At 45.4% G+C, this 26,366-nt stretch carries 24 protein-coding genes and 7 tRNA genes; 8 read left to right on the top strand and 23 right to left on the bottom strand.

The window, feature by feature from the left end:
- Positions 1-129 precede the first annotated feature (129 nt).
- Together A8806_RS16935 and A8806_RS16930 are read left to right on the top strand one after the other, a co-directional pair.
- Positions 130-1,377 (top strand): 6-phosphofructokinase, encoded by a 1,248-nt coding sequence (locus tag A8806_RS16935; protein ID WP_109732377.1) that lies wholly within the window; start codon positions 130-132, stop codon positions 1,375-1,377.
- 27 nt (positions 1,378-1,404) lie between these two features.
- Positions 1,405-1,983 carry a hypothetical protein gene (locus A8806_RS16930; RefSeq protein WP_109732376.1) on the top strand — a complete coding sequence of 193 codons (579 nt, stop codon included), beginning with the start codon at positions 1,405-1,407 and terminating at the stop codon, positions 1,981-1,983.
- Between the two features lie 63 nt (positions 1,984-2,046).
- Here the strand turns inward: A8806_RS16930 and A8806_RS16925 are convergent.
- From A8806_RS16925 to A8806_RS16855, 16 genes are all read right to left on the bottom strand, one after another.
- Positions 2,047-2,126: transfer RNA gene (locus tag A8806_RS16925), tRNA-Leu, on the bottom strand.
- Between the two features lie 66 nt (positions 2,127-2,192).
- Positions 2,193-2,265: transfer RNA gene (locus A8806_RS16920), tRNA-Lys, on the bottom strand.
- Between the two features lie 39 nt (positions 2,266-2,304).
- Positions 2,305-2,376, bottom strand: a tRNA-Gln gene (locus A8806_RS16915).
- 47 nt (positions 2,377-2,423) lie between these two features.
- Positions 2,424-2,497 (bottom strand) — tRNA-His (locus A8806_RS16910).
- 5 nt (positions 2,498-2,502) lie between these two features.
- Positions 2,503-2,576: transfer RNA gene (locus A8806_RS16905), tRNA-Arg, on the bottom strand.
- A 49-nt stretch (positions 2,577-2,625) separates the two neighbouring features.
- A tRNA-Gly gene (locus A8806_RS16900) sits at positions 2,626-2,696 on the bottom strand.
- Positions 2,697-2,700: 4 nt separating this feature from the next.
- Positions 2,701-2,775 (bottom strand) — tRNA-Pro (locus A8806_RS16895).
- A gap of 156 nt (positions 2,776-2,931) precedes the next feature.
- On the bottom strand, positions 2,932-3,414 hold the full coding sequence (locus A8806_RS16890; protein WP_109732375.1) for a metallophosphoesterase family protein: 483 nt from the start codon (positions 3,412-3,414) through the stop codon (positions 2,932-2,934).
- 81 nt (positions 3,415-3,495) lie between these two features.
- Positions 3,496-4,113 (bottom strand): XTP/dITP diphosphatase, encoded by a 618-nt coding sequence (locus A8806_RS16885; protein WP_109732374.1) that lies wholly within the window; start codon positions 4,111-4,113, stop codon positions 3,496-3,498.
- Between the two features lie 11 nt (positions 4,114-4,124).
- Positions 4,125-5,273 (bottom strand): THUMP domain-containing class I SAM-dependent RNA methyltransferase, encoded by a 1,149-nt coding sequence (locus tag A8806_RS16880; RefSeq protein WP_109732373.1) that lies wholly within the window; start codon positions 5,271-5,273, stop codon positions 4,125-4,127.
- A 194-nt stretch (positions 5,274-5,467) separates the two neighbouring features.
- Entirely contained in the window at positions 5,468-5,692 is a 225-nt protein-coding gene (locus tag A8806_RS26020) for a hypothetical protein (RefSeq protein WP_146203306.1), read from the bottom strand.
- Between the two features lie 395 nt (positions 5,693-6,087).
- A complete protein-coding gene (locus A8806_RS16875) occupies positions 6,088-6,558 on the bottom strand; it encodes a DUF1700 domain-containing protein (protein WP_109732372.1) in 471 nt (156 codons plus the stop codon).
- Between the two features lie 219 nt (positions 6,559-6,777).
- Positions 6,778-8,214, bottom strand: coding sequence for a beta-Ala-His dipeptidase (gene pepD / locus A8806_RS16870; RefSeq protein ID WP_109732371.1), 1,437 nt, complete (start codon positions 8,212-8,214; stop codon positions 6,778-6,780).
- 75 nt (positions 8,215-8,289) lie between these two features.
- Positions 8,290-9,885 carry an OPT/YSL family transporter gene (locus tag A8806_RS16865; RefSeq protein ID WP_109732414.1) on the bottom strand — a complete coding sequence of 532 codons (1,596 nt, stop codon included), beginning with the start codon at positions 9,883-9,885 and terminating at the stop codon, positions 8,290-8,292.
- Positions 9,886-10,040: 155 nt separating this feature from the next.
- A complete protein-coding gene (locus A8806_RS16860; protein WP_109732370.1) occupies positions 10,041-11,105 on the bottom strand; it encodes a 2,5-dihydroxypyridine 5,6-dioxygenase NicX family protein in 1,065 nt (354 codons plus the stop codon).
- Positions 11,106-11,140: 35 nt separating this feature from the next.
- Positions 11,141-12,208, bottom strand: coding sequence for an aminopeptidase (locus A8806_RS16855; RefSeq protein WP_242996154.1), 1,068 nt, complete (start codon positions 12,206-12,208; stop codon positions 11,141-11,143).
- 193 nt (positions 12,209-12,401) lie between these two features.
- On the opposite strand from A8806_RS16855, the gene A8806_RS16850 reads away from it, so the two are divergent.
- Complete coding sequence (locus A8806_RS16850; protein WP_109732369.1) at positions 12,402-13,328, top strand: LysR family transcriptional regulator; 927 nt, start codon at positions 12,402-12,404, stop codon at positions 13,326-13,328.
- Positions 13,329-13,408: 80 nt separating this feature from the next.
- Here A8806_RS16850 and A8806_RS26660 read toward each other — a convergent pair whose 3' ends face one another.
- The 3 genes from A8806_RS26660 to A8806_RS16840 are packed head-to-tail and all read right to left on the bottom strand — an operon-like array spanning position 13,409 to position 15,789.
- On the bottom strand, positions 13,409-13,912 hold the full coding sequence (locus tag A8806_RS26660; RefSeq protein ID WP_242996152.1) for an OPT/YSL family transporter: 504 nt from the start codon (positions 13,910-13,912) through the stop codon (positions 13,409-13,411).
- Positions 13,902-15,071, bottom strand: a complete 1,170-nt coding sequence (locus A8806_RS16845) for an OPT/YSL family transporter (protein ID WP_242996150.1) — start codon at positions 15,069-15,071, stop codon at positions 13,902-13,904. Before A8806_RS16845 ends, A8806_RS26660 begins: the two co-directional genes overlap by 11 nt.
- A gap of 37 nt (positions 15,072-15,108) precedes the next feature.
- Complete coding sequence (locus A8806_RS16840) at positions 15,109-15,789, bottom strand: AroM family protein (RefSeq protein WP_334294000.1); 681 nt, start codon at positions 15,787-15,789, stop codon at positions 15,109-15,111.
- A 251-nt stretch (positions 15,790-16,040) separates the two neighbouring features.
- On the opposite strand from A8806_RS16840, the gene A8806_RS16835 reads away from it, so the two are divergent.
- Positions 16,041-16,931, top strand: coding sequence for a LysR family transcriptional regulator (locus tag A8806_RS16835; RefSeq protein ID WP_109732367.1), 891 nt, complete (start codon positions 16,041-16,043; stop codon positions 16,929-16,931).
- Between the two features lie 4 nt (positions 16,932-16,935).
- Here the strand turns inward: A8806_RS16835 and A8806_RS16830 are convergent, their stop codons facing one another.
- Positions 16,936-18,813, bottom strand: coding sequence for a PEP/pyruvate-binding domain-containing protein (locus A8806_RS16830; RefSeq protein WP_109732412.1), 1,878 nt, complete (start codon positions 18,811-18,813; stop codon positions 16,936-16,938).
- A gap of 184 nt (positions 18,814-18,997) precedes the next feature.
- Positions 18,998-19,963 (bottom strand): LysR family transcriptional regulator, encoded by a 966-nt coding sequence (locus A8806_RS16825; RefSeq protein WP_109732366.1) that lies wholly within the window; start codon positions 19,961-19,963, stop codon positions 18,998-19,000.
- A gap of 140 nt (positions 19,964-20,103) precedes the next feature.
- Here A8806_RS16825 and A8806_RS16820 point away from each other — a divergent pair, with 140 nt between their 5' ends.
- The 4 genes from A8806_RS16820 to A8806_RS16805 all read left to right on the top strand — a co-directional run bounded on the left by A8806_RS16820 (position 20,104) and on the right by A8806_RS16805 (position 24,049).
- Entirely contained in the window at positions 20,104-21,384 is a 1,281-nt protein-coding gene (locus A8806_RS16820; protein WP_109732365.1) for an aspartate aminotransferase type Ic, read from the top strand.
- 148 nt (positions 21,385-21,532) lie between these two features.
- Complete coding sequence (locus tag A8806_RS16815) at positions 21,533-22,792, top strand: Glu/Leu/Phe/Val family dehydrogenase (RefSeq protein WP_242996148.1); 1,260 nt, start codon at positions 21,533-21,535, stop codon at positions 22,790-22,792.
- Positions 22,793-23,269: 477 nt separating this feature from the next.
- Positions 23,270-23,449, top strand: coding sequence for a hypothetical protein (locus A8806_RS16810; RefSeq protein WP_242996147.1), 180 nt, complete (start codon positions 23,270-23,272; stop codon positions 23,447-23,449).
- Between the two features lie 45 nt (positions 23,450-23,494).
- Positions 23,495-24,049, top strand: a complete 555-nt coding sequence (locus A8806_RS16805; protein WP_109732363.1) for a Uma2 family endonuclease — start codon at positions 23,495-23,497, stop codon at positions 24,047-24,049.
- A 118-nt stretch (positions 24,050-24,167) separates the two neighbouring features.
- On the opposite strand, the gene A8806_RS16800 is transcribed toward A8806_RS16805, so the two are convergent.
- The gene (locus A8806_RS16800; RefSeq protein WP_109732362.1) at positions 24,168-24,884 is read right to left on the bottom strand and encodes a hypothetical protein; all 717 of its coding nucleotides are present in this window, start codon (positions 24,882-24,884) and stop codon (positions 24,168-24,170) included.
- 173 nt (positions 24,885-25,057) lie between these two features.
- The gene (gene glf / locus A8806_RS16795) at positions 25,058-26,170 is read right to left on the bottom strand and encodes a UDP-galactopyranose mutase (protein ID WP_109732361.1); all 1,113 of its coding nucleotides are present in this window, start codon (positions 26,168-26,170) and stop codon (positions 25,058-25,060) included.
- Positions 26,171-26,366: the final 196 nt, after the last annotated feature.

Here is a 26,366-nt window from a genome sequence, read left to right as displayed (position 1 = left end):
ACTGCACATTTCACAAATTTCCAACTACTTTTCAAGAAAAAGGACTTTTCTTCATATTGTAAAAAGTCCTTTTATCCCTTATAGTTAACTTAAATGATATTGATTCTATAAACATCTGGAGGGTAGATTATGAAGAAAAATGTGATTGTAGGACAATCCGGCGGACCAACTGCCGTGATTAACGCCAGTCTTTACGGCGTTGTGTACGAAGCACTGAACAGAGAGGATACTTTTGGAACTGTATACGGAATGATCAATGGGATCGAAGGCTTTCTTTCGGATCATTATATCGATATGAAGCCGCTTGAGATATCCGGTGAACTGGAGCTGGTTAAAAATACACCGGGATCTTATTTAGGTTCCTGCCGCTATAAACTGCCGGAAGATCTGAATGACAGCGTTTATGTCCAATTATTTGAAAAATTCGAGGCGCTGGATATCGGTTACTTTTTCTATATCGGCGGGAATGATTCTATGGATACTGTCAGCAAACTCTCACGTTATGCCAGAAAAGTTTCCAGCGATATCCGGGTGATCGGAATTCCAAAAACTATCGACAATGACCTCGTGGAAACAGACCATACCCCGGGATTTGGGAGCGCGGCGAAATATATTGCATCGACAGTCCGCGAGATTGCAATTGACGCGTCTGTCTATGATAATAAGAAGTCTGTCACCATCGTGGAAATCATGGGACGCCATGCGGGCTGGCTGGCTGCTGCCAGTGTGCTCGCACGGAAATTCGAGGGAGACAACCCTGTATTAGTCTATCTCCCGGAATCTGATTTCAATCAGGACGTATTCATCAGCAAGGTCCGCAAGTCTATGGAAAAGACACCGAATCTCGTTGTATGTATTTCCGAGGGCATCCATGATAAGAACGGCACATTTATCTGTGAGCTGGCAAGTGATGTTGGTGTAGATGCATTCGGCCATAAGATGCTGACCGGTTCCGGCAAATATCTTGAAAATCTGGTGAAAGAACGGCTCGGTGTGAAAGTCCGTTCCATCGAATTGAATGTCTGCCAGCGCTGCTCTTCATCCATGTTATCGAAGACAGACCAGAAAGAGGCCATCGCCTCCGGTGCTTACGGTGTGAAATGTGCCATCGAAGGCGAGACCGGCAAGATGATTGCATTTAAAAGAGAAAAGGACGAGCCATATACCATCGGATATACCACTGCAGATGTAGACATCATTTGTAATAAAGAAAAAACCGTTCCCGATGAGTGGATTACAAAAGACGGGACAGATGTCAGTGACGAATTCATTACCTATGCGAAACCGCTCATTCAGGGTGAAGTCAGCGTGGCAATGGAGGACGGCGTACCGAAATTTGCATACCGCAGGACAAAATCTGGCTCTTCCAAATTTTAAAACCATTCTAAGAAAAGAGAGTATTTTATGAGCAAAAAGAGAAAGTTATGGAGTATTTACCTGGCAGTCCCTTTCGGAATCGCAGTTATCGTCTGCCTCATTACAAATTATGCATTAGACCGTGCATTCACCTGGTCCCTGATCGCCATCGGCGGATGCATCTTCGCCTGTCTGCTGCTGCAGTTATTGATAAATGGAGGAAAACACCGGTTGCTGCTTCTCTATGCTGCCATCTGTATCCTGACCATTCCATACCTGTATCTGATCGAGATGGTTTCCAATCTGTATTTATCTGATCCAGTATACTGGGTATCCGGTTTCGGGGCACCCATCAGCATATTCTGGCTGGCCGTCTTAGGAATTCTTGTACTGATCCGGACGCTGGCACATGCAAATGTGTGGATGATGGCCGGTCTTTTTGTTCTGACATTTTATATTGGTGAAAAGTATACGAACTTTAAAGTAGATGAGCTTGTGGGTACGAATCAGTCATGGCGATTGTCAGAGCATTATCCGGTCATCTATTTTGGGACTGCTGCTGTTTTTCTCTTTATTGGAATTGTACTGGCGGCTGTCAGATATGTTAAGGGCAGTGCCGTGGAATAATCAAGAAAATAGAAGCATAAAAAAGCGTTAAGCCCTGTATATCAGAACTTAACGCCTTTTTTATGCGGGTGACAGGACTTGAACCTGCACGGTCGCCCACTAGATCCTAAGTCTAGCGCGTCTGCCAATTCCGCCACACCCGCATTTATATAATTGTATTCTGCCAGATTCTTTGGCAAAAAATAGAACAAGCATAATGCTTGTTCCGATGAGCGTGCGGGGATTCGAACCCCGGACAACTTGATTAAAAGTCAAGTGCTCTACCACCTGAGCTACACGCCCGTATCATTTTGAAATTCATCCCTGCCTGTCCAGGTTAAACTGGGCTAGCTGGATTCGAACCAGCGAATGCAGGAGTCAAAGTCCTGTGCCTTACCGCTTGGCGATAGCCCATTGAAGACTTATATCTGACACTGCGTTGCCAGTACTATAAAATAAAGGGTGGGTGATGGGACTCGAACCCACGATATCCAGAACCACAATCTGGCGCGCTAACCAACTGCACCACACCCACCACAACGAGCCTGGGGGGATTCGAACCCTCGACCTACGGCTTAGAAGGCCGTTGCTCTATCCAGCTGAGCTACAGACTCATATGCAATTATCCCCTTACTCTGCTTCTTACAACATCTGCTGTAAGAAAGCGGGTGATGGGAATCGAACCCACGTATCTAGCTTGGAAGGCTAGTGTTCTACCATTGAACTACACCCGCACTATCGGGGTGACAGGATTCGAACCTGCGACCTCCTGGTCCCAAACCAGGCGCTCTAGCCAAGCTGAGCCACACCCCGATGTTCTTTTTGCTTGTCACGCTTACCCGTGACGCAAGAATTATTATATAATAGGCTTGGCAATATGTCAACAACTATTTTTTATTTTTTTACATTTTTTTCACCGCGCCTGATTTTACGCAGAAAAGTGTTAAAATAGCGCCTGATTTCAAACATTCAGTCAAGGTAACACTGCTGAAACCGGAGCTGGTTTTTGTCATCTAATTCCATAATCATATAACTGCCTTTTCGTCCTTCCTGTCTTGGATAAGATACGCTCCCCGGATTCAAAATTGTAATTTCTTCATTTTTATCAAAGTACGGCTTGTGCGTATGGCCGTACATTACAATGTCAGCACCGCGCGCTTTGCCTTCTTCTTTAATATATTCAGGATCGAGGGACACATAGTATCCATGCCCGTGTGTAATAAACACTTTATAGTCCCTTATCTTGAATTCCTCCTCTTTAGGAAGATCTGAAAAGAAGTCATTATTCCCCCTCACCATATGCTTCTCGCAGTCAAGGACCGCATCCAGATACTCTTCTCCGCCTTCTACATCACCAAGGTGGATAAACATGTCTATCTGTCCTGCCTGCTCCAATATCCTGTCCAGATTCTTATGATTTCCATGTGTATCGCTAACTATCAATACTCTCATATCACTCGCACCCTGTTTCTTATAATAATTGCCAAGTTCCTGCCTGTTAACCGGATTTTCCGCTTCATTTAAACAGCTCTTCTACTGTGTGTCCGAATCAAGCTGCTTTTCTTCCAGTATTTTACGCATAGCACGGAGTGCTTTTCCGCGATGGCTAAGTTCATTCTTCTGATCCGGGTTCATCTCGGCCGTCGTGCAGCCATATTCAGGCACGTAGAATATCGGATCATACCCGAATCCGTTTTCCCCTGCTATCTCATAACCGATTATACCCTCAATCGTACCTCTGACTGTCTCGACTGTCCCGTCCGGTAATGCTGCGGCTATCGCACATACGAAACGCGCAGTTCTTTTTTCATCCGGTACGCCCTTAAGCTTGTCTAAAAGCATCTGGTTTTTAATATCATAAGACGTATCAACACCCGCAAATCTGGCCGAATAGATTCCGGGAGCCTTGTCCAGATAATCAATTTCAAGTCCTGAATCATCAGCAAGTATAATATCATCCGGCAGTAATCTGGCTATTGCCTCTGCTTTTATTACGGCATTTTCTTCAAATGTGGAACCATCCTCAACAATATCAATGTCAATACCGGCTTCCTTCATTGAATAAATCGGAATTCCTAAATCAGCCAGAATCATATGAATCTCCTTCATCTTATTCTGGTTCCCTGTTGCGAAGATTATTCTCTTTTCCATATCCATACCTTCTAATTCTTTGGTTTTGGAGGCTTAGGCCCCATAAACTGGTAAAAATAAGTCTTAATCATACCATTATATATTTTTCTGTTCTTATCGGCCTGTCTGCCGAAGTAGCGTTCTGCATCCTCATAGCTGGTTATCATATATGCAGACCAGCTGTCCAGATTGCGGAAACTCTCCCCAAAATCTCTGTAAAGTTCCGGCAGGACTGCCTTTTCTTCCAGACGCTCACCATATGGAGGATTAGTGATGATGAACCCATATTTTTTAGGGTGTCTCAGATCCCTGACATCCCGCTGTTGGAAATGGATCAGGTGTCCAACTCCCGCATCCTCTGCATTCTGCCTTGCGGCCTTCAATACATCTGCATCAATATCATACCCTTGAATGTCCACATCAATCTCATCATCGATCAGATCATTGGCTTCATCTACCGCCTGATACCATTGAGACTTCGATACAACACTGCCCCACTCTTCCGCAAGGAAAGACCTGTTCATTCCCGGTGCAATCTTTGCCGCCATCATTGCCGCTTCAATCGGAAATGTACCGCTTCCACAGAATGGGTCAACAAGTACTCTGTCCCTGCTCCACGGTGTCAGCATGATTAATGCCGCGGCAAGCGTCTCCGTAATAGGCGCTTTTCCCGCCAGCTGCCGGTATCCCCGCTTATGGAGAGATACACCGGACGTATCAATACCCACGGTCACCATGTCCTTCATCAGAAACACTCTGACCGGATACGATGCCCCCTTCTCCTCAAACCATTTTATATGGTAGTGCACCTTCATGCGCTCCACCATAGCCTTTTTCATAATCGACTGAATATCAGACGGACTGAAAAGCTTACTCTTCACAGACGCCGCTTTTGCCACCCAGAACTTGCCATCCTTCGGTATATATTCCTCCCAAGGAATGGTCTTCGTGTTCTCAAACAGCTCGTCAAAAGTCTCCGCCTTAAAACAGCCAACCTTCAGCAAAACCCTCTCTGCCGTACGCAGAAAAATATTTGCCCTGCATATTGCCTCACTGTCACCATAAAATGCAACTCTGCCGTCTTCCACCTGAGAAATCTCATACCCAAGATCCTGAATCTCCCTCTTCAGTACTGCCTCAAGCCCAAAATGGCATGGTGCTATCAATTCTATTTTATCCATCCAAACGCCTCCATATGCTGTACTTATTCTGCCAGTAGTTCCCCGTGCATCAAACCGACACACCACAGAGTATATGTATCATATTACTATAAATTGGGGACGTAGTAAAGTTCAACTTTACTACGTCCCCAATTGAAGTTAGACGTGTACCAAAATGACTTTTGCCCTGTACCCTTTTGCAAAAAGTGTTCTATTTAGTAGTTGTTGCTCTCGTTGTTGTAAGAATTCATGTTCTTAGTGTTGTTCTGGCTGCTGTTAGATGTTGAGTTAGAAGATGAGTTCTTGTTTGAGTTCTTATTCTTGCTCTGCTCGTTTGAATAGTTTGAAGTAGAGTTTGAAGAAGAGTTGCTGTTTGTGTTCTTTGAAGAGTTGTTTGAGTTACTGTTTGAGTTATTTGAGTTGTTATAATTCTTTGACATGAGTGTCCCTCCTAGGAAAATTTATTTGGTACACTCATATTGTCTCATTAATATATATTTTTTATTCACAATTTACAAAATCCGCTGTATCTTTTTATTTAATATTTTTTTTATTTTTGCTTGCTTTTTCCAATTTGATATATTATACTTATCATTGTAGAAAGGTTACTTTCTACAACCCCTTATTAATTATTTATACTCCCCTCAAAAGACCGATGGCTCCCCCATCGGTCTTTTACTTTGTTTATTTCCGGGGGCAGAGTGCCAAAGCCACGCTTAATACGTGGTTTTTGATCCGCTTTTTAAAAGAAATAGAAAAAGGCCAGCGGATGCTTTTGTACGCCCACTGGCCCCTTTTAGTAATTCTTTTCCCGGCACTGGCTGTGTGTCTGGTGTCATCCCCGCCGGTTGCCGATGAACCGGATCACAATCATGATGATCAGGATCGGAACCAGTATGGGTGCCAGCAGGCTGATTACGCCTGATATGATTGCGAATACAGCCACTACTATCATCACTATTCCCAAAATAAGAAGCAGTTTTTTCCACCATGTGTTCAATCCAAACACGTGTACCTTTGGATTCTGCTCACGTGCCTGTTCCCTGCCGCTTTCATAACCGGTATATGAACCGCCGCCTGCCTCGTACACGGTAGACTTATCGGTTCCGTCTGCTGCATCAATGACGGTCCTCGCTATAATCCAGGGATCGCCCAGCATCTGAAGGACTTCTTCTTCGCTCTTTCCCTTTGCCATCTCATCCGTAATGTATTGGTTATAAAACTGTACATTCTCCTGAACGATGCTGCCAGACAGGTCATTTTCCAATGCCTGACGCAGTTCCTGAAGAAATTCACTCCGTGTCATCTTATTTTTTCCTCCTAACAGATATCTTCACACTTCTGTCCCATTTCATAAGATATCCACACATTCCGTCTTTTATCAACATCTGCTGCCGGTATTACTGTGAAAAAACAGGACCTTTCACTTAGAATACCACACTAAAGGGTTCTTTCCAAGTATAAGGTCCTTAAAATTTTCTTATAATTTTCTAAGTATATTACGGTCCACAAAAAACCAGTAAAATTAGGCCTTTGACAGTTCCTTCAGAAGTTCTTTCAGATACAGCCACATATGCCCGATGGATTCTTTCGATACTTTTTCCTTTGTTGAATGTACATCGAAAAGATCCGGTCCCGTAGAAATGATATCCATTCCCGGCTTCTTACTGTCCCAGTAGCCGCACTCGAGTCCCGCATGGATCGCCGCAACCTCCGCCTTCTTATGGAAAAGCTTTTCATACAGTGCAATAGCTGTATCGCGCAGCGGGGAATCCTTTCTGTACTGCCATCCCGGGTAATCGCTTTCAAAAATGCATGTATCGCATTTTGAGTCCGCAATGATCTGGATTTTATCACGCAGCATGTATTTCTGGGACGCCACAGAACTTCTCAGAGACATCAGAAGTGTCAGTTTTCCGTCTTCACAGGTCAGTGACCCAAGATTCATGGATGTCTCAATCAGGCCGTCAATCGCAAAGGAATATCCTGAAACACCGTATGGCAATAACATCAGGCTTTCCGTGATCTCCTTCTGGTATTTAGCCGTATAGACTTCTGCCCCTGTCTGTGCAGCGCCCTCTTCAATCTCGAATGAAATAGAATCGGTATACTGTAATTCCGTCTGGAATGTTTTCTCTGCTTCTGCAAGTTTTGCCTTAACTTCGTCTAGTTCTTCCGGCTTCACGTAGAGACACACACTTCCGTTGTTCGCAATCGCATTTGCCTTTCCCGGAGCATCCAGGTGGTTAACCCTAACCTGCATATCCTTCAGGAAATACAAAAGTCTTCCAAGGAGTACAATAGAATTTCCCAGTCCCATGCCGATGTTGATGCCCGAGTGTCCTCCGGCAAGTCCCCGGAATGTTACCCTTAACGGAACTCTTTCCTCTTCCATCTTTTCCGTCTCCAGATCCCAGATCATCCTGCAGCGTAATCCGCCGGCACAGCTCGTATAAAAGATTCCTTCCTCCTCGGAGTCCAGATTAATAAAACGTGTTCCTTTCAAAGAAGATATATCAATCTTATCCGCGCCGACCAGGCCGACCTCTTCTTTTACCGTAAATACAATTTCGAGGTCGGGGTGGGGAATGTCGTCACTATCGAGGACTGCCAGACAATACGCAACCGCAATTCCGTTGTCAGAACCAAGGGAAGTCCCATCGGCATAATAATACGCATCGTCCTCCTTCACCTCAATCCCGTTTTCATACACATGGCTGCTGCCATTCTCCTTTACATAGACCATGTCAAGGTGTCCCTGAAGTATAACCGGTTCTCCCGCATCAGGAACTGCTGCCGGTTTTCTGACAATCACATTATAGCAGGAATCCTGCGTCACATCGAGTCCCCTGTCCCTTGCGAAATCAACAATGTAGTCACTGACTGCCTTCTCATCCCCAGAGGCTCTCGGAATGGAGCAGACCTTTTTAAAATAAGAAATTACTTTTTCAACATCAGACATTTTTCTACCTTCTTTCTCTACCCGGATATCCTTATTATATCCTAAATGCCGGAACCAGAACAGTTCTAAACTCTTTTATATAAACATTTTTACAAGACTCGAGAAGAAGCTGAACAAGCCGTCTCCGGCGATGAGTCCCGCATCACGGCAGTTCATGAATTCATCACCGATAATCTTACGGAAGACCACTGCCACAATGACACCGATACCATAGATCGGGTTGTTGATGAGCAGTCCTGTCGCCAGCAGTACACCAAACATGTACTTTCTTCCCAGAATCTGTACAATCGCTCCCGGAACCGCCCATATCGCCAGTTCTTTCAAGAGAGCCAGATTACTTCCCATCTCAGCAGTCGTCGCAAACACAACGCTTGTTGCAGGAATCAGCCCGTCTTTCAGAGTCATGTCTGCAAAGAAAATGACAACAATAATACCGATGAATGCCCCCAGCATTTCAATGAACACCTGCTGTTTTCTCCCATATACTTCACGCTCTGAATTTTTGCCTTTTCCACGGATGATCCAGCCTGTCTTCAGGTCATATCCCATATCCGCAAAACATGGTCCTACTGAACTGATATACCCTGTCAGTACCGCTACTGCGATTGGGGAAAATCCCATCAGCACACCGATAGTCATAAAAATCGTTGTTACCGCAAAGCCCGGGAACCATCCTGAATACATTGCCGCCTTACCTATAATAATCATAGAAGCAACTGATGCAAACGCGGTCCAGATCACCCAGAGCACCATTTTGGCAGGAGACATGCCCGTGAAAATCCCACAGATAATTCCTACAAAAACTCCGCCTGCCACATGTGTAAGCAGTGCTGCGATCAGAGTTCTCTTTGTCTTTCCCCCGCTGACCGTCAGACCTTCCTCACAGGCTTCCTGATCGGCTTTTGTCTTTTTACTCTTTGAAGAACTCTGGTAGATAGAAACAATGGACTGGAGCAGTGCGATCAGTCCCGCACCTACCATGAAGCCCTGCGGAATACTTGTCGCACCAAGGTCAAATCCTGTAAGCGGTGCACAATATCCGCGGATCAGAAGTCCGATTCCGAGTGCCAGCATGGACACAATATTTGCAATAAATACGATACCTACAGCTCCCACAGGCAGTTTAAAGATACTTCCTACGATTCCCACTATGATTCCCTGAATAACTCTCTTCGCCTTATCGCCGCCTTCGTCCCCGGCCTCCAGTACTTCCGCCGTCGCAACTCCCGGTGCCCATGCTTCCCTTGCCGGAAACAGCGGAGAATCAAACAGTGACCCTACTGTATAAACAGAAATAACCGTTCCGAAGATACATCCCAGCGCCATCGGCAGGACTGCTTTTGTCTCTCCCATGACAAACAGGATCGCAACCGCAACGAATGCACAGTTAGCAGCGGAGAATCCCGCCCCGGATACGATCGTCTGGATATAGTTCTGACGTTCCAGACTCTTGAATCTTCCGAATAAAGTCATCGGAATCTTGGATATCAGCATTGCAAATACCGCACCTAATATGGATGTATTCGCTGAGACCCCCACCTTCCCCATGATCTGCATACAGATAATACCGGACAATACTGCCAGAATGGAACCAAAGATGATTGTGACCGGTTCTGAAAAGCGTATTTTCTCGAATGTGGACGCCCCGGTTTTTGAATTTTTTTCTTCCATAATCTCCTCATCAAACTCCTTTTCCTTAAATTTTTCCCGTTTCTTTATCACACAAAAAACTTGTTTTCAAGTTTACCTGCCATTTTCAGGCTAAATTTGCGCAAAAAAAGAGCACCCTGATAGAAGGACTATCCGGGTACTCTTTTCAAAGTAGTTTAATACCCTGCTACTCCCATTTTCCTGCAGATCTCAGCAAGATCCGGATCTACATACTTACCATTTTCTTCGATTGCCACACCGTCCAGAATGATAGATGGTTTGGAAACAACACCGTCTGTGTGTGAGGATGCGGTCCAATAACTTCCGCGGATCATTTTGCCCTGGCTGCCGATACCGAATTCCATACATCCGAAGATTCTCTCATCTTCTACAATACGGCCTGTCGCTTTTGAAACACCGGGGTTGAAACCTAATGAATAGTGTGCAAGACGGAACATGTTCGGGTCGTCAAATGAATGGAGCCATGCGCTGAACCTCTCAGCATCCTTTCCGCCTTCGATCTTTGTAACACGGCCGTTCTCCAGTGTCAGCTCTACATTTCCTGACAGGATACCCATATCTGTAGGCGGGAAGATCGCTGCATCAAATACAAGTTTTCCGTTGATCGTCTCCTCAATCGGGCACCAGCTGATCTGTCCGCACATCATAAACGGATATCCCTTGAAGGTAGCAAGCTGTCCGGAATGACGAACCGGTCTGCCTTCATTTCTTGCTGTCAGATATGTACCGTTTTCGTCTTTGATGATAATCTCGTTGCCTGCTTCCATCTTAGCCTTGAGAGCTTCTCCCAGCTCTACAACACGTGCTACATCTACTTTTCCGATGCAGTTTACGATCATAGTCACATCCATACCTGTAAGGTTGATGTAGCGGCATCCGAAATCAATTGCTTTTCTCCATGATTCACACAACATGATGGATGAATAAGATAATTCGATCCATACATCTGCTACCGCTACTGCATTGCCGAGAGGTGCAGCCGGCTCTGCATACGCTTTTTCATTTGTCGGGACATAGACAAGTACCGGGTTCGCACCCACAATGTAGGCTGCGTTCATGATTGCGTCCAGAACTCTCTTATCCGTAGAGGTATCACCTGTTACAACGACATTTTCCCCGGGTTCTACCAGCATAACTTCTTTCACAAGTTTGTAGGCGGCTTTGCTCACCTCATAAGATAAATAATCCGGTGCCATTTCGATTCCAATTGGGTATTCCATAATAATTCTTCCTCCTTTTTCTTAACCCTTTTTATTTATTCATAATCTGCAATTCCCAGTTTTTTGCAGAATGAAATACATGTTTCTTCTTTGTAGATTCCATTTTCCTCCAACACTTCACCGTCCAGGATGATGGTCGGTTTTGATACGACTCCGTCCGTATGTGACGCTGCATCCCAGAACGCGCCCATCAGACTTGCCCCCTGGCTGCCAATGCCAAATTCGATACATCCGAAGATTCTTTCATCCTCTACGATCCGGCCCGTGGCTTTGCGTACCCCCGGATTAAATCCGATCGAATAATGTGCCAGACGGTACATGTTCGGATCGTCGAAGGATGCCAGCCACTTCTTAAAGACCTCGGCCTGTGCCCCTCCGGTAATCTCTGTCAGACGTCCCTCTTTGAATTCCAGCCTGACAGGTTCTTTCAAAAGCCCGATTTCACTCGGCGGGAACAGTGCTGCGTCAAATACCAGCGTCCCTTCGATCGTTTCTTCCACAGGACACCAGCTTACCTGGCCTCCAAGCATAACAGGGTAGCCCTTCTTCGTCGCAAGCTGTCCGGAATGTTTTACCTTACGTCCCTGGTTGTAAGCCTTCAGGTTCGTTCCGTTGGCATCCCGTACGATAATTTCATTAGATGCCTGTACCTTCCGGGTCAGATATTCACCGAATTCCACCAGCACATCATATTTTACCCTTCCAACCGTATTTACAAGCATGATCGTATCCATACCGCACAGGCATGTGTACCTGGCCCCGTTTGCAATCGCTTTCTGGAAGCAGGGTGAATGCATAACACAATAATACGCAAACTCAATCCATACGTCCGCAGCAGCCACCGCATTAGCTATTGGGAGAAACGGTTCTTCAAAGGCTTTTCCGGTCGTCGGATATTTAATCAGCACCGGGTCCGCTCCAATGGTATATGCCGCACCCATCACCGCATCTACAACACGCATATCAGTTGAAGTGTCCGCAGTGATTACAACAGATTCACCAGGCTTTACAAGCATGACATCCCGCACCAGCTTCATTGCCGCACGCTGCACTTCATAGGACAGATACGTTTCTGTCATTTCAACTCCAATCGGGTAATCCATGTATATCCCTCCATTCTTTTTTGCTTCCGCGCCCTTCTAATTTCGATTCATTTCAAGGCTGCGGAAAAAAGTCCTTCATTTGTCTTGATAATAACACAAATTTCTTTTAAAATGAAATCATATTATTTTATGGCATAATAAGTTCCGATTATATGGATAATTGCCTGAAAATTCAGAAAGGATTTGTGGTGAAATGTTAGATTTAAAATTGGATACCTTCCTGACCTTATGTGAGACAAGGAATTACACAAAAACCGCGACTCTGCTGAACATTACGCAGCCAGCCGTCACCCAGCACATCAAATATCTGGAAGGCTACTATCAGACTAAGCTGTTGTATTACGATGAAAAGCGCCGACTGCACCTCACAGAACACGGGAAACTGCTCCGCGCGTATGCCCAGACGATCAAAGCAGACGCCCAGATCATCGAGCGGAAGCTGAAGAACCCTCCCGACCAGCCTGACGAGCTGAAACTGGGTACATTAACGACCACCGGTGAGTCCCTTGTGCCGCATATGGTTGCAGAATATCTCCGGAGATACCCCGAGAAAAAAGTCAGCATGTACCTCGGTGAGGCTGACGCGCTTCAGAAGCAGCTGAAGGCCGGACGTATCCAGTTCTGTATCATAGACACTTACTGTCCGCCTCTGGAATTCGAGAGTCGTGAACTGTTCGAAGCCCATACGGTCTGTGTCTGTTCTCCGGAGCATCCACTGGCAGGCAAAACGGTCGACTTCCGGGAGCTGAACGACTACCGCCTTATTTTCCGTGAAAATGATACCAACTCGTACCGTAATCTGATGCAGATTCTGCATGCGCACAATCAGGATATCAACAATTTCAGGTCATATGTGGAAATCGGAACGATCAATACTGTGCAAAAAATGGTCATGGAAAATATCGGCATCTCCTTCATTTACCGCTTTGTCGTACAGGAAAAGCTGGACAGCGGCGCCTTGAGCCAGATACATATCCGGAATTTTTCTTCCCACTCCATGTTTAACTTTGTCTGGATGAAAAACAGCTTCTTTGAACCTGCAAACCTGCAGTTTCTTGACGTATGTAATGAGGTACTGGATTCTTCCGTCTTCCACAGGCAGGACTCCCTCCCTGATTAGATACACTTGCACATGAAGACAGCCGGCTCTTCCAATATTAGGAAGACCGGCTGTCTTCGTGTATCACTGTACCAAAAACATCACTTCTTTTTCCCTAACTGCAAAGTAGATGTAAAGAAACTGTACAATGCAGAACCCGCGATGGAACCTGCACCGAGAATGTACAGAGTACTCTGTCCTTCTTCTCCTTTGAGTCTGACAACAACAATACGGATAATTAAAGCTACAATAACGGTAATACCTGTAATCGTGCTTCCAACGAGCATACCTGTTGCAAAGAGTACACCAAGCTGTTTCTTCGGGCCGCCGATGAACTGGAGTATCGCACCGGGAACAGCAAAAATAATCAGCCATTTAGCTATTTCAGGACTGGAACCTGCTTCGATTGTTGTTACAAATGTACGCGCGACCGGCGCAAACAGGTCCTGTTTGAAATATGTATTGCACATCACAAGTACAACTGCGAATGCTACAAAGAAAGACACAATTTCTGCCATATACTGCTGCTTTCTTCCTGCACGCTCAAAATCAGGGTCCGCCCCATTTCCGCGGAGGATGTAGCCGCACTTAAAGTCATACGCCATATCTGAAAATGCCGGCCCGGTTGCCGCGGAGGATGTAGCCGCACTTAAAGTCATACGCCATATCTGAAAATGCCGGCCCGGTTGCCGCGGTATAACCTGCCAGTATACCAAGAGGAAGCTTCGGGAATCCGATCATCATACCAACAATCAGGAAAATCAGGGCAGTAGCAAATCCCGGAAACCATCCGGAATGCATTGCTGACATACCAACAATCAGCTCTGATGCGATTGCTGCAAAAGCCGCGAATACTACCCAGATAATCAGTTTCGGAACAGACATTTGGGAATATATGCCTGATACTGCCGCCAGTCCGATCGCTACAACTACATATGCAATATATCCCTTTGCAAGCGCACCCCTCATATCCGAGATGCTGCTTGTAAACTTTCCTGCGACACTGCCTTTTCCGTCCTCCTTCTTAAAGAGCATGAGTCCGACCTGAATCAGCGCAACCAGTCCTGCACCGATCATGATACCGTGAGGAACATAATACTGGCTGATGTTAAATCCCTGGTCCGTACTGATACCAATAACGAGTGCACCAACACCAAAAGCACCAAGCGCCCACATGTCACCAATCCACGTAACACCGAGAAGGTCTGTCGGAATTCCAAATGCCTTTCCGACAATACCAATACCCATACCTACGAGGAGGAGCATCGCTTTCTTACCTTTGTTAACAACAGCAAGTATCGTTTCTGCTGATGCAATTCCCGGCGGCCACGGTTCATCGGCCGGGAACATCGGTGTGTCGAAAGTCTTATACAGAATCGTCGCATCAATAATTGTTGCCAGAAGTACACCTACCAGCATGGGAATGACAAGCTGGGGTTCTCCCATCAGATACGGAATACCAATCGGAAGAATCAAACTGTTCGCCGCTGAGAAGGTGGCACCGGAAATAGCTGTCTGCACCAGGTTCTGTGCGTGGATGTTTCTGTATTTCTTAAAAAATGCAATCGGTATCCTCGAAAGGATAATCGCAAACAATGCACCTATGATAGATGTATTTGTACTGATACCAACACGAACAATCAATTCCAGACCAATGATTGCCCCTAAAATCGAAAGAATGATATTCAGGACCAGAATTGCCGGATTCAGGGCGGACGGATGATCCTTTACCTGATTCCCTTTTCCACTTGTTTGTCCGTTCATTTAAACGCCTCCTTTGTTATGTCATATTACCTGTTGATTAAATATCTAACAGCTCACTGACAGTCCGTGCCAGCGTCGTCCTGCACAAAAGGACAGGCCTTTTTGCAATAGACGCAACGATTTCCTTTGCCTCCTTCGTAAATCCTATGCAGTCCATAACAATCAAATCTGCCTCGATGTCTCTGGCTTTTTCTGCCGCCTTTCGCACTTCATCCATATCACCATAAGGGTTTGCCGCAATCGGCGTCACTTGTTTCATGATCGGCCCCCACTGGTCATATGCCTGCTGTACCTGCTGTTCATCTGGTGTTATCACTATGATGCTGGAGTTCTTACTCAACGCCGCGGCCAGGCCGTTTAAAATCTTAGCCGGATACACAAGCGGTACTTTTGCTTTAAATATGTCAGGAAATGTACCTGCACAGAAAAACATAATCAGACAGACCCCCTGATCTTCAAGCCTTGTGATGCAGTCCTGAAGTCTGTCCAGAATAAAGCTCTCTCCAAACTTTGCAAATGTACCGTCATTCAAACGCGATACTAACACATAGTCATTTTCAAGCGGCTCCATTGAATTGATCTCTTCCTTCGTAAGACCATCCAGTGCTCCCGCCTGCAGCAGCTCCACGCCTTCGCCGAATATCGGCATGATGTCAGGTGTGACATCGACACGCGGCGACTGCCCGATCGTAACCGCTCCAATCTTCAAATCACCCACCTCCTTCTTTGTTTTACATGTTTCTCCTTCCTTCAAACACCATAGCAGCTTTATACAAAAAGGGACTTATCCTTTTCTCCAAGATAAGCCTCCTTGCTGTATTCTCAATTTTCTCTTTCTTTTTTGTTTCCGGTTTATTTAATAACTTGATTTTAGCATAAAGAAATAATAAAATGAAATTATATTATTTTATAGCCCGATAAGTTCAGATTATAGAGAATACTGTCAGAATATTCAGAAAGGTGGGAATTATGTTAGACTTGAAACTCGATACTTTTCTTGTACTGTGCGAAACGAGAAATTACACACAGACAGCCAGTATTTTGAACATCACCCAGCCAGCCGTCACCCAGCACATCCAGCATCTGGAAAGCTGTTATCAGACAAAGCTGCTCTATTATGATGAAAAAAGGAAACTCCAGCTCACAGAACACGGCAGATTACTGCAGGCTTTTGCCCAGACGGTCAAAGAAGGATCACTTGATATCGCAGAGCGCCTGAAGTCTCCGCCGCAGGAGCCGGAAGAGATAAGAATCGGTACAATCGTCACCACAGGGGAATCACTCGTCCCCCACATGGTCGCAGAATACCTGCGCAAATATCCCGGCAAAAAAGTCAGTATGTACCTCGATGAAGCAGATGCCCTGCTTATCCAGCTTCAAAACGGCCGCATCCACTTCTGTGTCACAGACCTCGCCTGCCCGCAGGATGAGTACGAGAGCGAGGAACTGTTTGAATCCGAAACAATTTGTGTCTGCTCCCCAGCCCATCCGCTGGCCGGTAAGGAGGTAAACTTTCACGAACTAAACGATTACCGGCTCGTCTTCCGTGAAAATGATACCTACTCCAAACATAATCTGATGAATATACTCCAGTCAAACAACCAGGATATCAACAATTTCCGCTCCTATGTGGAGATAGGGACCATCAATGCTGTCAAAAAATTAGTAATGGAAAATATCGGGATCTCTTTTATTTACCGTTTCGTAGTGCAGGATGACCTGAACCTGGGACGTCTCAGCCAGATACATATCCGCAGCTTTTCATCCCCGCGTGTATTCAGGCTTGCATGGATGAAAGACAGTTATTTTACACCGACCTGCCTTCAGTTTCTGGATATCTGCCGCCAATTGATCCGTTAGCATCTTAACCGTTACTGCCCATCCCGAGCCTGCATACCGCACGCCCGTCTTTCGCATCCAGAAGAAGGGACGTGCCGCTTCCTGAAACGTCAAATACCTTGATGATGTTGGACAGCTCCTTCTCTTCCGGCCACAATTCTAAAAATACATCCGGAAACTTCTTCAGGAGCTCGGGCTGGTAAAGCCTTGTCTTGCTGTTCTCATTGATCGCCCCGTAGTATACGTCCGCTTCTACAAGATCCTGGAACATATGGCTCCCATAGGATAATTCCGGCCGGTACCCGGCCTTGCTGTAAGCCACCTCACAGATCGCGATAAACTGGCTAATGTCCGCATAGACAACCGGGACCCCCAGTTCAGGGGATGATGTTCCGATGCGCCCCGGCACAAGCAGCATAAGTTTCTTATCTTCCTCCTCGTACCGCTGGTTGATCTGGCTGATCATCCGTCCCACATCCGGCTTCTTCGCATAAGGATATTCATAATATGCCTGCGGGTCCACCCATACAATCCGGTCCAGACTTTCCTTTTTCGACCTTCGCATGGAGGTCCGGCGCACGTCGAAAAGCAGTTCATTGTCAATCCCTTCCGGAATGACTACATTTTCTGATGCAGCTGTCTGCAGCGGGCGGCATTGCAGAAGGTTCACCTTCCAGACACCGGCTTCAGAATTCTTTACCGCGAATTCCACGTCAACCGGCCGTTCGTATTCTGCCTCAAGCATCTTTAGTATCTTTCGCATCATCCTGATAAACTCGTTATTCTCAACCAGACCCTGACAATCTGCAAAATATACCTTGCGGAACTGCCTTCTCTGGGACAGCATATATTCTGCATCCGAATCTCTGCTCAGAACGGTCTTCTTCTGCCAGTCTGTCATCTTCTGGATTACCATCTCAAGCGGCTTTGTCGTAAGTCTGTTCTGCGAGAAATCCAGAACATCTACCTGCCGCTGGGAAAACTTATGCCGTTCGGCTATCGTAGTCCGGATATTCGCCTGTGCACGGTCCAGACCCACCAGCCTCGGATAATCACCCGGTGTCCTTTCCACCGCCCTCGTCCCAAGTCCGACAACGATTCTGAGCATTCCCGCATCCGGGTTCATATGCTCCATCCATTTATAAGGATTGTAGGAACAGCCCATACCTGCTGCCACCGGAAAATAAAGGTCGCCATAGCGCTCCCCTTCCACTTTCTGTACAAGAAGCGCCATCTGCTCATCAACATCCAGAAGCTTCCGCTTTCTCCTGTATTCAATTGCAGAAGGATTCATCGTACTGGCATACACCTGCCGCACCGCATCCTCGAGCTCCTGAAGACGTTCCTCCTCAGTTCCCTGATTCATACAAAAAATCGATTCGTATTTCCCGGAAAATGCATTGCCGTACCCATCCTCCAGAAAACTGCTGGAACGTACGATAATTGGTGTATTGTCGTAATGCTGAAGCACGCCTTTTAGCTGCATACGCACATATTCCGGGAATACCCCGTTTCTAAGCCTGCTTTTCAGTTCCTCTGCTTCTTTAAAATGCTCTTTCTCCCTCCGGTGCTTCTCACGGAGCTCCACACAGTCATTCTGCTCAAGAAATTTGCAGAATACATCTGATCCGATAAAATAAGAATGATGCGGTTCTATGAATTCCCCAAATTCCGGGAGACGCACCTTGATGAGCTTTCTGGCAACCAGAAGCCCGCATGCTTTCCCGCCGATCAGTCCGTCGCCTATGCGCCTTTCCCAGACTTTTCTGAAATCTTCCGGGGAAAAAAGCTTCAATATAAGCCGTTCCATCCTCGCTTCTGTCGTCATGAGGCTGTTACACACTATCTTCTTTTCATCTTCCGTCATCTCTTCTTTGTTCATCAGTTCTTCCCAGCCATTCATGTTCCATATCCCCCTTTTCATGATCTTCGGGGAGCAATCCCACATCTTATGCGACATTCTCCTTGTCCTGATTTCAGTGTAAAATAATCTGCTAAAAATAGCAAATACTTCAAAGTTATATCTTGCATAACCATTTGCTTATATGTTACCGTTCACCCCACGCGGGCGTGCACAGCCTGCCTCACTATGCCCTGTCATGGGGTTCGATCTCCAGATCGGGGATGGCCATTTTCATGAACTCCGTCATACTCCTTGTCAGATATTTATTCTTGCGGTAGTACAGATAGACCTCCCTGACGGCTTCCGGGTCATCCACCTTATAATAGATGACATCGCGGTTCGGCGGCAGGCTCTTGACAACCGTATCGCTCACAAAAGAAGCCCCCATTCCGTATTCCGTCAGATGATATGTAGTCAGAAGCTGGTTCAGTTTCAGTGAAATGTTCAGCTGGACCCCCGCCCTGCTGCAGATGGCCTCCACCCTTTCCCTTGTATCATTATGTGCCCTCAGTACAATAAACGGTTCATCCTTGAATTTCCGGAGAGGCACTCCCGGGAATTCAGGCTGCAGGTGCAGGCCGCCCCGGATATCCTCCACAGTAAGCTGGTACTTTGTCGCCCTCTTATTGCTGTCGAAGGAAGACGGAACCGCAAGCAGCAGATGTTCTTCCATGAAAATCTTCTTCTCATAAATAGACTCATCCAGCAGATAATTATCAATAATAATATCCAGCTCCCCCGCAAAAAGCTTCTGCTCCAGAAGAGGGGTGTGCCCCTCAAACAGGCTGAGTTTCACATGTGGATAAGTCTCGCGGAATTTCGCAATAATCGGTGGAAATATGAAGGAAGAAAACAGATATGTGCCTCCCACAGACAAATGCCCTGTCTTCAGTTCGTGCAGATTCCCCACATAATACGCGAACTCATCCTCCAGATCCATGATCTTCTCAGCCGTCTTAATATAACGCTTTCCACAGTCCGTCAGCTGGATCGGCGTCGTACTCCTGTCAAACAGGGGCATCCCCACTTTACTCTCTACTTTCTTTATCATAGCACTTAAAGCTGGCTGGGAGATATACAGATTCTCTGCCGCCTTTGAAAAACTGCGCTCTTTATAAACCTCATAAACATAATTCATACCGCTGAACATGCCGTTCCTCCAATCCCCATAACCATTTAGTTATAATAACTATATAAATATAAATATTTGTTTTTATTTTATGATATTTCTATAATAAAAGCAAGAACTAAGAGATCTGTCGTTATAGTTCACTTACAAGGAGGAGATTTATGAAACCAATCGCAGATTATTCAAGCGAAGACCTGAGCGCACTTCTCAACGACCTGGAAGTACAATATAAAGAAGCCCAGGCACAGAACCTGAAACTGAACATGGCAAGAGGTAAACCGGCAACCACACAGCTTAACTTAAGCAACGCACTGCTGGATAAAATGGAGAGTTACACACTGGCTGACGGAACAGACGCCAGAAACTATGGTATCCTCGATGGAATCCCGGAATGCAAAAAACTGTTTGGTGAACTTCTCGGGATCAATCCTGACCAGATTATTATAGGTGGAAACGCCAGCTTAAACGTGATGTTTGATACGCTCAGCTTTTTGTGCCTTTTCGGTACAGGCGGATGCGAACCCTGGATTTATTCCAAGCACAATGGAAATCCTGTCAAGTTCCTGTGCCCGGTACCCGGATATGACCGCCACTTCACAATCTGTGAAGAACTCGGAATTGAAATGATCACGGTTCCTTTAAACGAAGACGGACCTGATATGGATATTGTAAAAAAACTTGTAAGCGAAGACGAATCCATCAAAGGTATCTGGTGTGTTCCGCTTCATTCCAATCCGCAGGGCGTATGCTACAGTGACGAAGTTGTAGAACAGCTTGCCTCTATGGAGACAGCAGCAAAAGACTTCCGCATCTTCTGGGATAATGCATACGGTGTTCATCATATATACGAAGATGTTGCTTTAAAGGATATCATTAAAGAGTGTGAGAAATGCGGCAACCCGGACAGAGTATACTACTTCTTCTCCACTTCCAAGATCAGCTTCCCCGGAGCAGGAATCGCACTTGTTGCATCCAGCCCGGCAAACATAAAAGAGCTGAAGGGACACATGTCCGCACAGACCATCGGACACGACAAGTTAAACCAGCTCCGCCACGTACAGTTCTTCAAGACCCCGGAAAACATCAGGGCACATATGAAGAAACTCGCGGAAGAGTTAAAACCGAAATTCGACATGGTTTTAGATAAGCTGGACGAAACACTTTCAGGCAGCGGCCTTGCATCCTGGAGTAATCCGAAGGGAGGATATTTCGTATCACTTGATACGCTTCCCGGATGTGCAAAACGTACAGTTGAACTCGCAAAGAATGCCGGAGTGACACTGACAGGAGCCGGAGCTACATATCCATACGGAAAAGATCCAAAAGACAGCAACATCCGTATCGCACCGACTTATCCTACTATCGATGAGCTGGAAAAAGCAATGGATATCTTTACCTTATGTGTAAAAATCGCCGGAATCGAGAAACTATTAGAGAAATAAGATCAAAAAGTAAACCGATTTAATAAAAACCAAAATGATTGCCACCTCTCATTTAATGCCTGCCACATTAAATGAACTAAGTTTTAAAGTATCAACTGAAGTTTTTAATGAAGCAATAAAAATATTCAATAATAAAGGAGAATTTATTATGGGACAGTATAATCCTTATGACAACGTTTTAAAGGTAGTAAAAGAAGCGGCTGATATCCTCGGATATTCAGACAGCGACATCGAAGCAATTAAATATCCTGAGAGAGAATTGAAAGTTGCAATCCCGGTTCGTATGGACGACGGAACCACACATGTATTCGAAGGATACCGTATCCAGCACTCTACATCAAGAGGTCCTGCAAAGGGCGGAATCCGTTTCCATCCGGCTGTAAACCTGGACGAAGTAAAAGCACTTGCAGCCTGGATGACCTTCAAGTGTGCGGTTGTTAATATTCCTTACGGCGGCGGCAAGGGTGGTGTTGTCTGCGATCCTAACCAGCTGTCAGAGAACGAAATCCGCGCAATCACAAGAAGATTCACTGCCGCTATTGCTCCCCTGATCGGGCCAGACCAGGATATCCCGGCTCCTGATGTAGGAACGAACGCAGCAGTTATGGGCTGGATGATGGACACATACAGCATGTTAAAAGGACACTGTGTACACGGTGTTGTTACAGGTAAGCCAATCGAACTGGGCGGCGCTCTCGGACGTAACGAAGCAACAGGACGCGGTGTTATGTTCACCACCAAGAATATCCTGAAAAAACTCGGCTTAGATCCAAACGGAACAACAGTCGCTATCCAGGGTATGGGAAATGTAGGAAGCATCACAGCAAAACTGCTCCACAAAGAAGGCATGAAAGTTGTGGCAGTCAGCGATGTATCCGGCGGTATCTACAATCCGAACGGCCTGAATATCCCAGCTATCCTTGAATACCTCTCCAAAGACCGCAGAAACCTCTTAAGCGGATATGAAGAAGAAGGCATGACACGTCTCAGCAACGCAGAACTGCTTGAGCTTGACGTAAAAGTACTTGTACCGGCTGCATTAGAAAACCAGATTAACGGCTCCAATGCTGACAACATCAAAGCAGACATTATTGTAGAGGCTGCCAACGGACCAATCGCTGCTGAAGCTGACGATGTACTCAACGCAAAAGGTATCATCGTAGTACCTGACATCCTCGCAAACGCAGGTGGTGTTGTTGTTTCCTACTTCGAGTGGGTACAGAACATCCAGTCAGTAAGCTGGACAGAAGAAACTGTCAACGAAAAGCTGAAAAACATTATGGATCCTGCTTTCGATGCAGTATGGAACATTGCCGACCAGCAGCACACAACACTGCGAACAGGCGCTTACCTGATCGCTGTAAAACGTGTTGTAGATGCAAAGAAAGCAAGAGCTATCTGGCCATAAGATCAGGCTTCATAAAGCATAAACCACCAATTATCTTTCCTAAAGTTTAAATAGAAAACGGCTCCGGGTTTTTCCGGGGCCGTTTTCTGTTATCCTTTCTTCTGTAACATTCTCTTAATCCTGCTGTTCATAGTTTGTTCATTTATTATTCAAAAAGCTTTCATTTTCTCCTCATGTTTTCTTCATTTCTCTTGCTTATACTAAATATATCAAATGAAGAACGAAAAAACTTCATTTGACAGCACATCCGACAACAAGTGCAATACTATTTGAATAAACTTTTTCATAATACATGCCGGGAGCCGCAAAAGCGACTACCCGGCATCCTCCCTTTTTACGGGGTTTTTAGGCATATGTATCGTGTGCACGATTTAATTGTTTCGTATCTTGTGCACGATTGAAATTAATGTTATAATTTAACCATAATAGAAAAGATATATCCATATTAGGACCGCCCCATGAAAGAAGGTGATCGTTTTGGCAGGAAATACAGATTATAAAAATAAATGGCAGTCTGAAAATAGGGAAAGAATCAATCTCGTTGTCCCCAAAGGCTACAAAGAAACAGTACGAAAACACGCAGATATGGCAGGTGAATCTGTCAATGGTTTTATTAAAAAGGCTATTGATGAACGAATAGAAAGTGATTCAGAATAGCAGCCGCCACTCTGTCAATACTATTTCATGGAAGGATGTGTTAGAATGCCATTACCAAACCAGAAGAAAAAATACACTATTGAAGATATCTACGCACTGCCTGACGGGATACGTGCCGAACTGATTGACGGACAGATATACTACATGGCACCGCCTAACCGTAGACATCAGGAAATCTTAGGCTCACTTTATAGAAAGATAGCTGATTACATTGACCGAAAAGATGGCTCATGCAAGCCCTATATTGCCCCCTTCGCCGTGTTCCTGAATGAGGATGATAAAACCTATGTGGAGCCTGATATCAGCGTAATTTGTGACCCAGACAAGCTGACAGACAATGGCTGTGCTGGTGCCCCTGATTGGGTGATTGAAATTGTCTCACCGGGCAGCAAACGCATGGACTATTCCATAAAGCTATTCAAATACCGTTCTTCAGGGGTCCGTGAATACTGGATTGTAGACCCTGATAAGAACCGAATTACCATTCATGACTTGGAGCATGAAGACGTAAACGAATATACCTTCTCTGATTCCATCAAAGCTGGCATCTATGATGACCTGTCAATTGACTTCGGACAACTGAACATCCAGCCATTGTAAGCAAACGCCAGCCAGTTAAATTAATATTTTTATAATACATGCCGGGAGCCGCAAAAGCGACTACCCGGCATCCTCCCTTTTAAGGGCTTTTTCTGATATTCCGCTGTCCATTTCCCTGTTATTCTTCATCTGCCTGCTTATACGTCAGATATATATCCTTACCGCTGATGTTTTTCCCACCGTCCGCCGCTGCTTTTACCGTGCAAATCCCGGTCAGCGCCAGCACGATCGCCAGTATGATAAGTATTGTTTTTTTATTCTGCTTTTTTACTCGTTTCAATGTTATATTGGGTAACTCTTTTTGAACTTGCTTTAGATTTTCGTACTTCTTTTTCGAATTTTCACCGAGACACTTTTCAATGATTCCAGATAGTAGATATGTCTCTCTTCTTGTTAGGGTTATGTAATCCTCTGTCCGGGCGAGCATGAACTGTATCGTCTTCCCCAGATTATAAAAGTCTTCATCCGGCGCGGTATTTTCCACAGCAGAAGCCGGACTGAGAAAATGTTTCCTCATCGCAGGCATCTGCATGTTCTTGAAGACAAAGCCACTGCTCTTGGAGCTCAGGTCCAGCAGCATGATTTTTTCCTCTTCCGTGACAAGAATGCTGTAAGGATTCAGATACCGGTAACACTTCCCGTTTTGATACCTGTGGTATTTCTCCAGTTCATACACCAGCTGCTTAAACCATTTAAATAGCTGTTCCTTCGTGATGCCCCCGCTGTCTCCCAGCCTTTGAATGAGCAGCCGCCCCCGCTCACAATCCATACTGGCCCTGCATTTTCCCCCATGCTCCACAAATTTTAAAACATCATAACTTTCTGCTGTTATCAACAAAACTCCTTTCCGCAGCTTAAACAATACAATCGAAAACGTTATCAGAAATGATACCGAACTTAAACATGAAATGACAGATAAACCAGATCTATCAGAATATCTGTATCTTACCCGATTTATATAAAAAATGCAAGCACTTTCGCGCCTGCATTTTTAACTTATATTTCCACTTAATTCATTCCGTTCTGTATGTCTTCCAGCTTATCCAGTGCTGCTTCGACAACCTTGTCCATATCGTAATACTTATAGCCGCCGAGCCGTCCCCCGAAGATGACATTTTCTTCTTTCTCTGCCAGTTCCCTGTACTGCTCGTAAAGCTTCATATTCTTCTCGTCATTGACCGGATAGTAGGGTTCCATGCCCACTTTCCATTCCGAAGAATATTCTCTGGAAATGACGGTCTTTTCCTGCTTTCCAAACTCAAAGTGCTTGTGTTCAATAATTCTGGTGTACGGCACTTCCCTCTCCGTATAGTTTACGACAGCGTTACCCTGATAATTATCGCAGTCAAGTACTTCTGTCTCAAATCTTACGGAACGGTACTCAAGAGCCCCGAGCTGGTAGCCAAAGTACTCATCAATCATTCCTGTAAAGATGGTAGTACCGGCAATATCCGGATTTTCTTTTCTGAATTCAAAGAAATCGACCCCGGTCCTTACCTCGATTCCTTCCAGCATCTTCTCCACAACTGCCGTGTAGCCGCCGATCGGGATTCCCTGGTATCTGTCATTAAAGTAATTATTATCATACGTGTACCTGAACGGAAGACGCTTGATGATAAACGCCGGGAGCTCTTTACAGTCTCTCCCCCACTGCTTCTCGGTGTAGCCTTTAATCAGCTTCTCATATACATCGCGTCCGCCAAGGGAAAGCGCCTGCTCCTCCAGGTTCTGCGGCTCCGTGATCCCGGTCTCCGCCACCTGCTTTGCAATCATGTCTTTTGCTTCCTGGGGAGTCCTGATTCCCCACATCTTGCTGAATGTATTCATGTTGAATGGAAGATTATACAATTCATCTTTATAGATTGCAATCGGTGAGTTGATGTAGTTATTAAACTCTGCAAACTGGTTCATGTAATCCCAGATTCTTTTGCTGGATGTGTGGAAAATGTGTGCTCCATATTTGTGCACATGGATTCCCTCGATATCCTCGCAATATATATTACCTGCTATATGATCGCGCTTGTCGATCACAAGACACTTCTTCCCGCTTTTATTCAGTTCATGTGCCATTACCGCACCGTAAAGGCCTGAACCAACTATCAAATAATCATACTGATGCATTTCGCTGCCCTCCTAATATTGATTCCGCTTCCGGTCCTCTGGACCCGCCCTTCAGAACCTTGGTATTCCGAGCATTATTATAACATCAAAACGACATAATGTACATACATTGTATATAAATCCCCGCCATCACATTTAGTCATTTTCACCATAAAGTTATTTTTTTCGTTTACAAATTGAGCATTATGCACTAAAC

Source organism: Faecalicatena orotica (assembly GCF_003149245.1).
Taxonomy (GTDB): Bacteria; Bacillota; Clostridia; order Lachnospirales; family Lachnospiraceae; genus Faecalicatena_A; species Faecalicatena_A orotica.
Note: the sequence above shows the minus strand (reverse complement) of the source record. Positions and strands in the feature narration are given on the sequence as shown.

Bases quoted from the DNA above. Each gene is read 5' to 3' on its own strand.
- A8806_RS16935 (WP_109732377.1), top strand. From the start codon at position 130: ATGAAGAAAAATGTGATTGTAGGACAATCCGGCGGACCAACTGCCGTG.
- A8806_RS16875 (WP_109732372.1), bottom strand. From the start codon at position 6,558: ATGACACGGAGTGAATTTCTTCAGGAACTGCGTCAGGCATTGGAAAAT.
- A8806_RS16820 (WP_109732365.1), top strand. From the start codon at position 20,104: ATGAAACCAATCGCAGATTATTCAAGCGAAGACCTGAGCGCACTTCTC.
- A8806_RS16930 (WP_109732376.1), top strand. From the start codon at position 1,405: ATGAGCAAAAAGAGAAAGTTATGGAGTATTTACCTGGCAGTCCCTTTC.
- A8806_RS16815 (WP_242996148.1), top strand. From the start codon at position 21,533: ATGGGACAGTATAATCCTTATGACAACGTTTTAAAGGTAGTAAAAGAA.
- A8806_RS16865 (WP_109732414.1), bottom strand. From the start codon at position 9,885: ATGGAAGAAAAAAATTCAAAAACCGGGGCGTCCACATTCGAGAAAATA.
- glf (WP_109732361.1), bottom strand. From the start codon at position 26,170: ATGCATCAGTATGATTATTTGATAGTTGGTTCAGGCCTTTACGGTGCG.
- A8806_RS16845 (WP_242996150.1), bottom strand. From the start codon at position 15,071: ATGAACGGACAAACAAGTGGAAAAGGGAATCAGGTAAAGGATCATCCG.
- A8806_RS26660 (WP_242996152.1), bottom strand. From the start codon at position 13,912: ATGGCGTATGACTTTAAGTGCGGCTACATCCTCCGCGGAAATGGGGCG.
- A8806_RS16835 (WP_109732367.1), top strand. From the start codon at position 16,041: ATGTTAGACTTGAAACTCGATACTTTTCTTGTACTGTGCGAAACGAGA.
- A8806_RS26020 (WP_146203306.1), bottom strand. From the start codon at position 5,692: ATGTCAAAGAATTATAACAACTCAAATAACTCAAACAGTAACTCAAAC.
- A8806_RS16850 (WP_109732369.1), top strand. From the start codon at position 12,402: ATGTTAGATTTAAAATTGGATACCTTCCTGACCTTATGTGAGACAAGG.
- pepD (WP_109732371.1), bottom strand. From the start codon at position 8,214: ATGTCTGATGTTGAAAAAGTAATTTCTTATTTTAAAAAGGTCTGCTCC.
- A8806_RS16805 (WP_109732363.1), top strand. From the start codon at position 23,495: ATGCCATTACCAAACCAGAAGAAAAAATACACTATTGAAGATATCTAC.
- A8806_RS16830 (WP_109732412.1), bottom strand. From the start codon at position 18,813: ATGAATGGCTGGGAAGAACTGATGAACAAAGAAGAGATGACGGAAGAT.
- A8806_RS16890 (WP_109732375.1), bottom strand. From the start codon at position 3,414: ATGAGAGTATTGATAGTTAGCGATACACATGGAAATCATAAGAATCTG.
- A8806_RS16855 (WP_242996154.1), bottom strand. From the start codon at position 12,208: ATGGATTACCCGATTGGAGTTGAAATGACAGAAACGTATCTGTCCTAT.
- A8806_RS16860 (WP_109732370.1), bottom strand. From the start codon at position 11,105: ATGGAATACCCAATTGGAATCGAAATGGCACCGGATTATTTATCTTAT.
- A8806_RS16885 (WP_109732374.1), bottom strand. From the start codon at position 4,113: ATGGAAAAGAGAATAATCTTCGCAACAGGGAACCAGAATAAGATGAAG.
- A8806_RS16825 (WP_109732366.1), bottom strand. From the start codon at position 19,963: ATGTTCAGCGGTATGAATTATGTTTATGAGGTTTATAAAGAGCGCAGT.
- A8806_RS16880 (WP_109732373.1), bottom strand. From the start codon at position 5,273: ATGGATAAAATAGAATTGATAGCACCATGCCATTTTGGGCTTGAGGCA.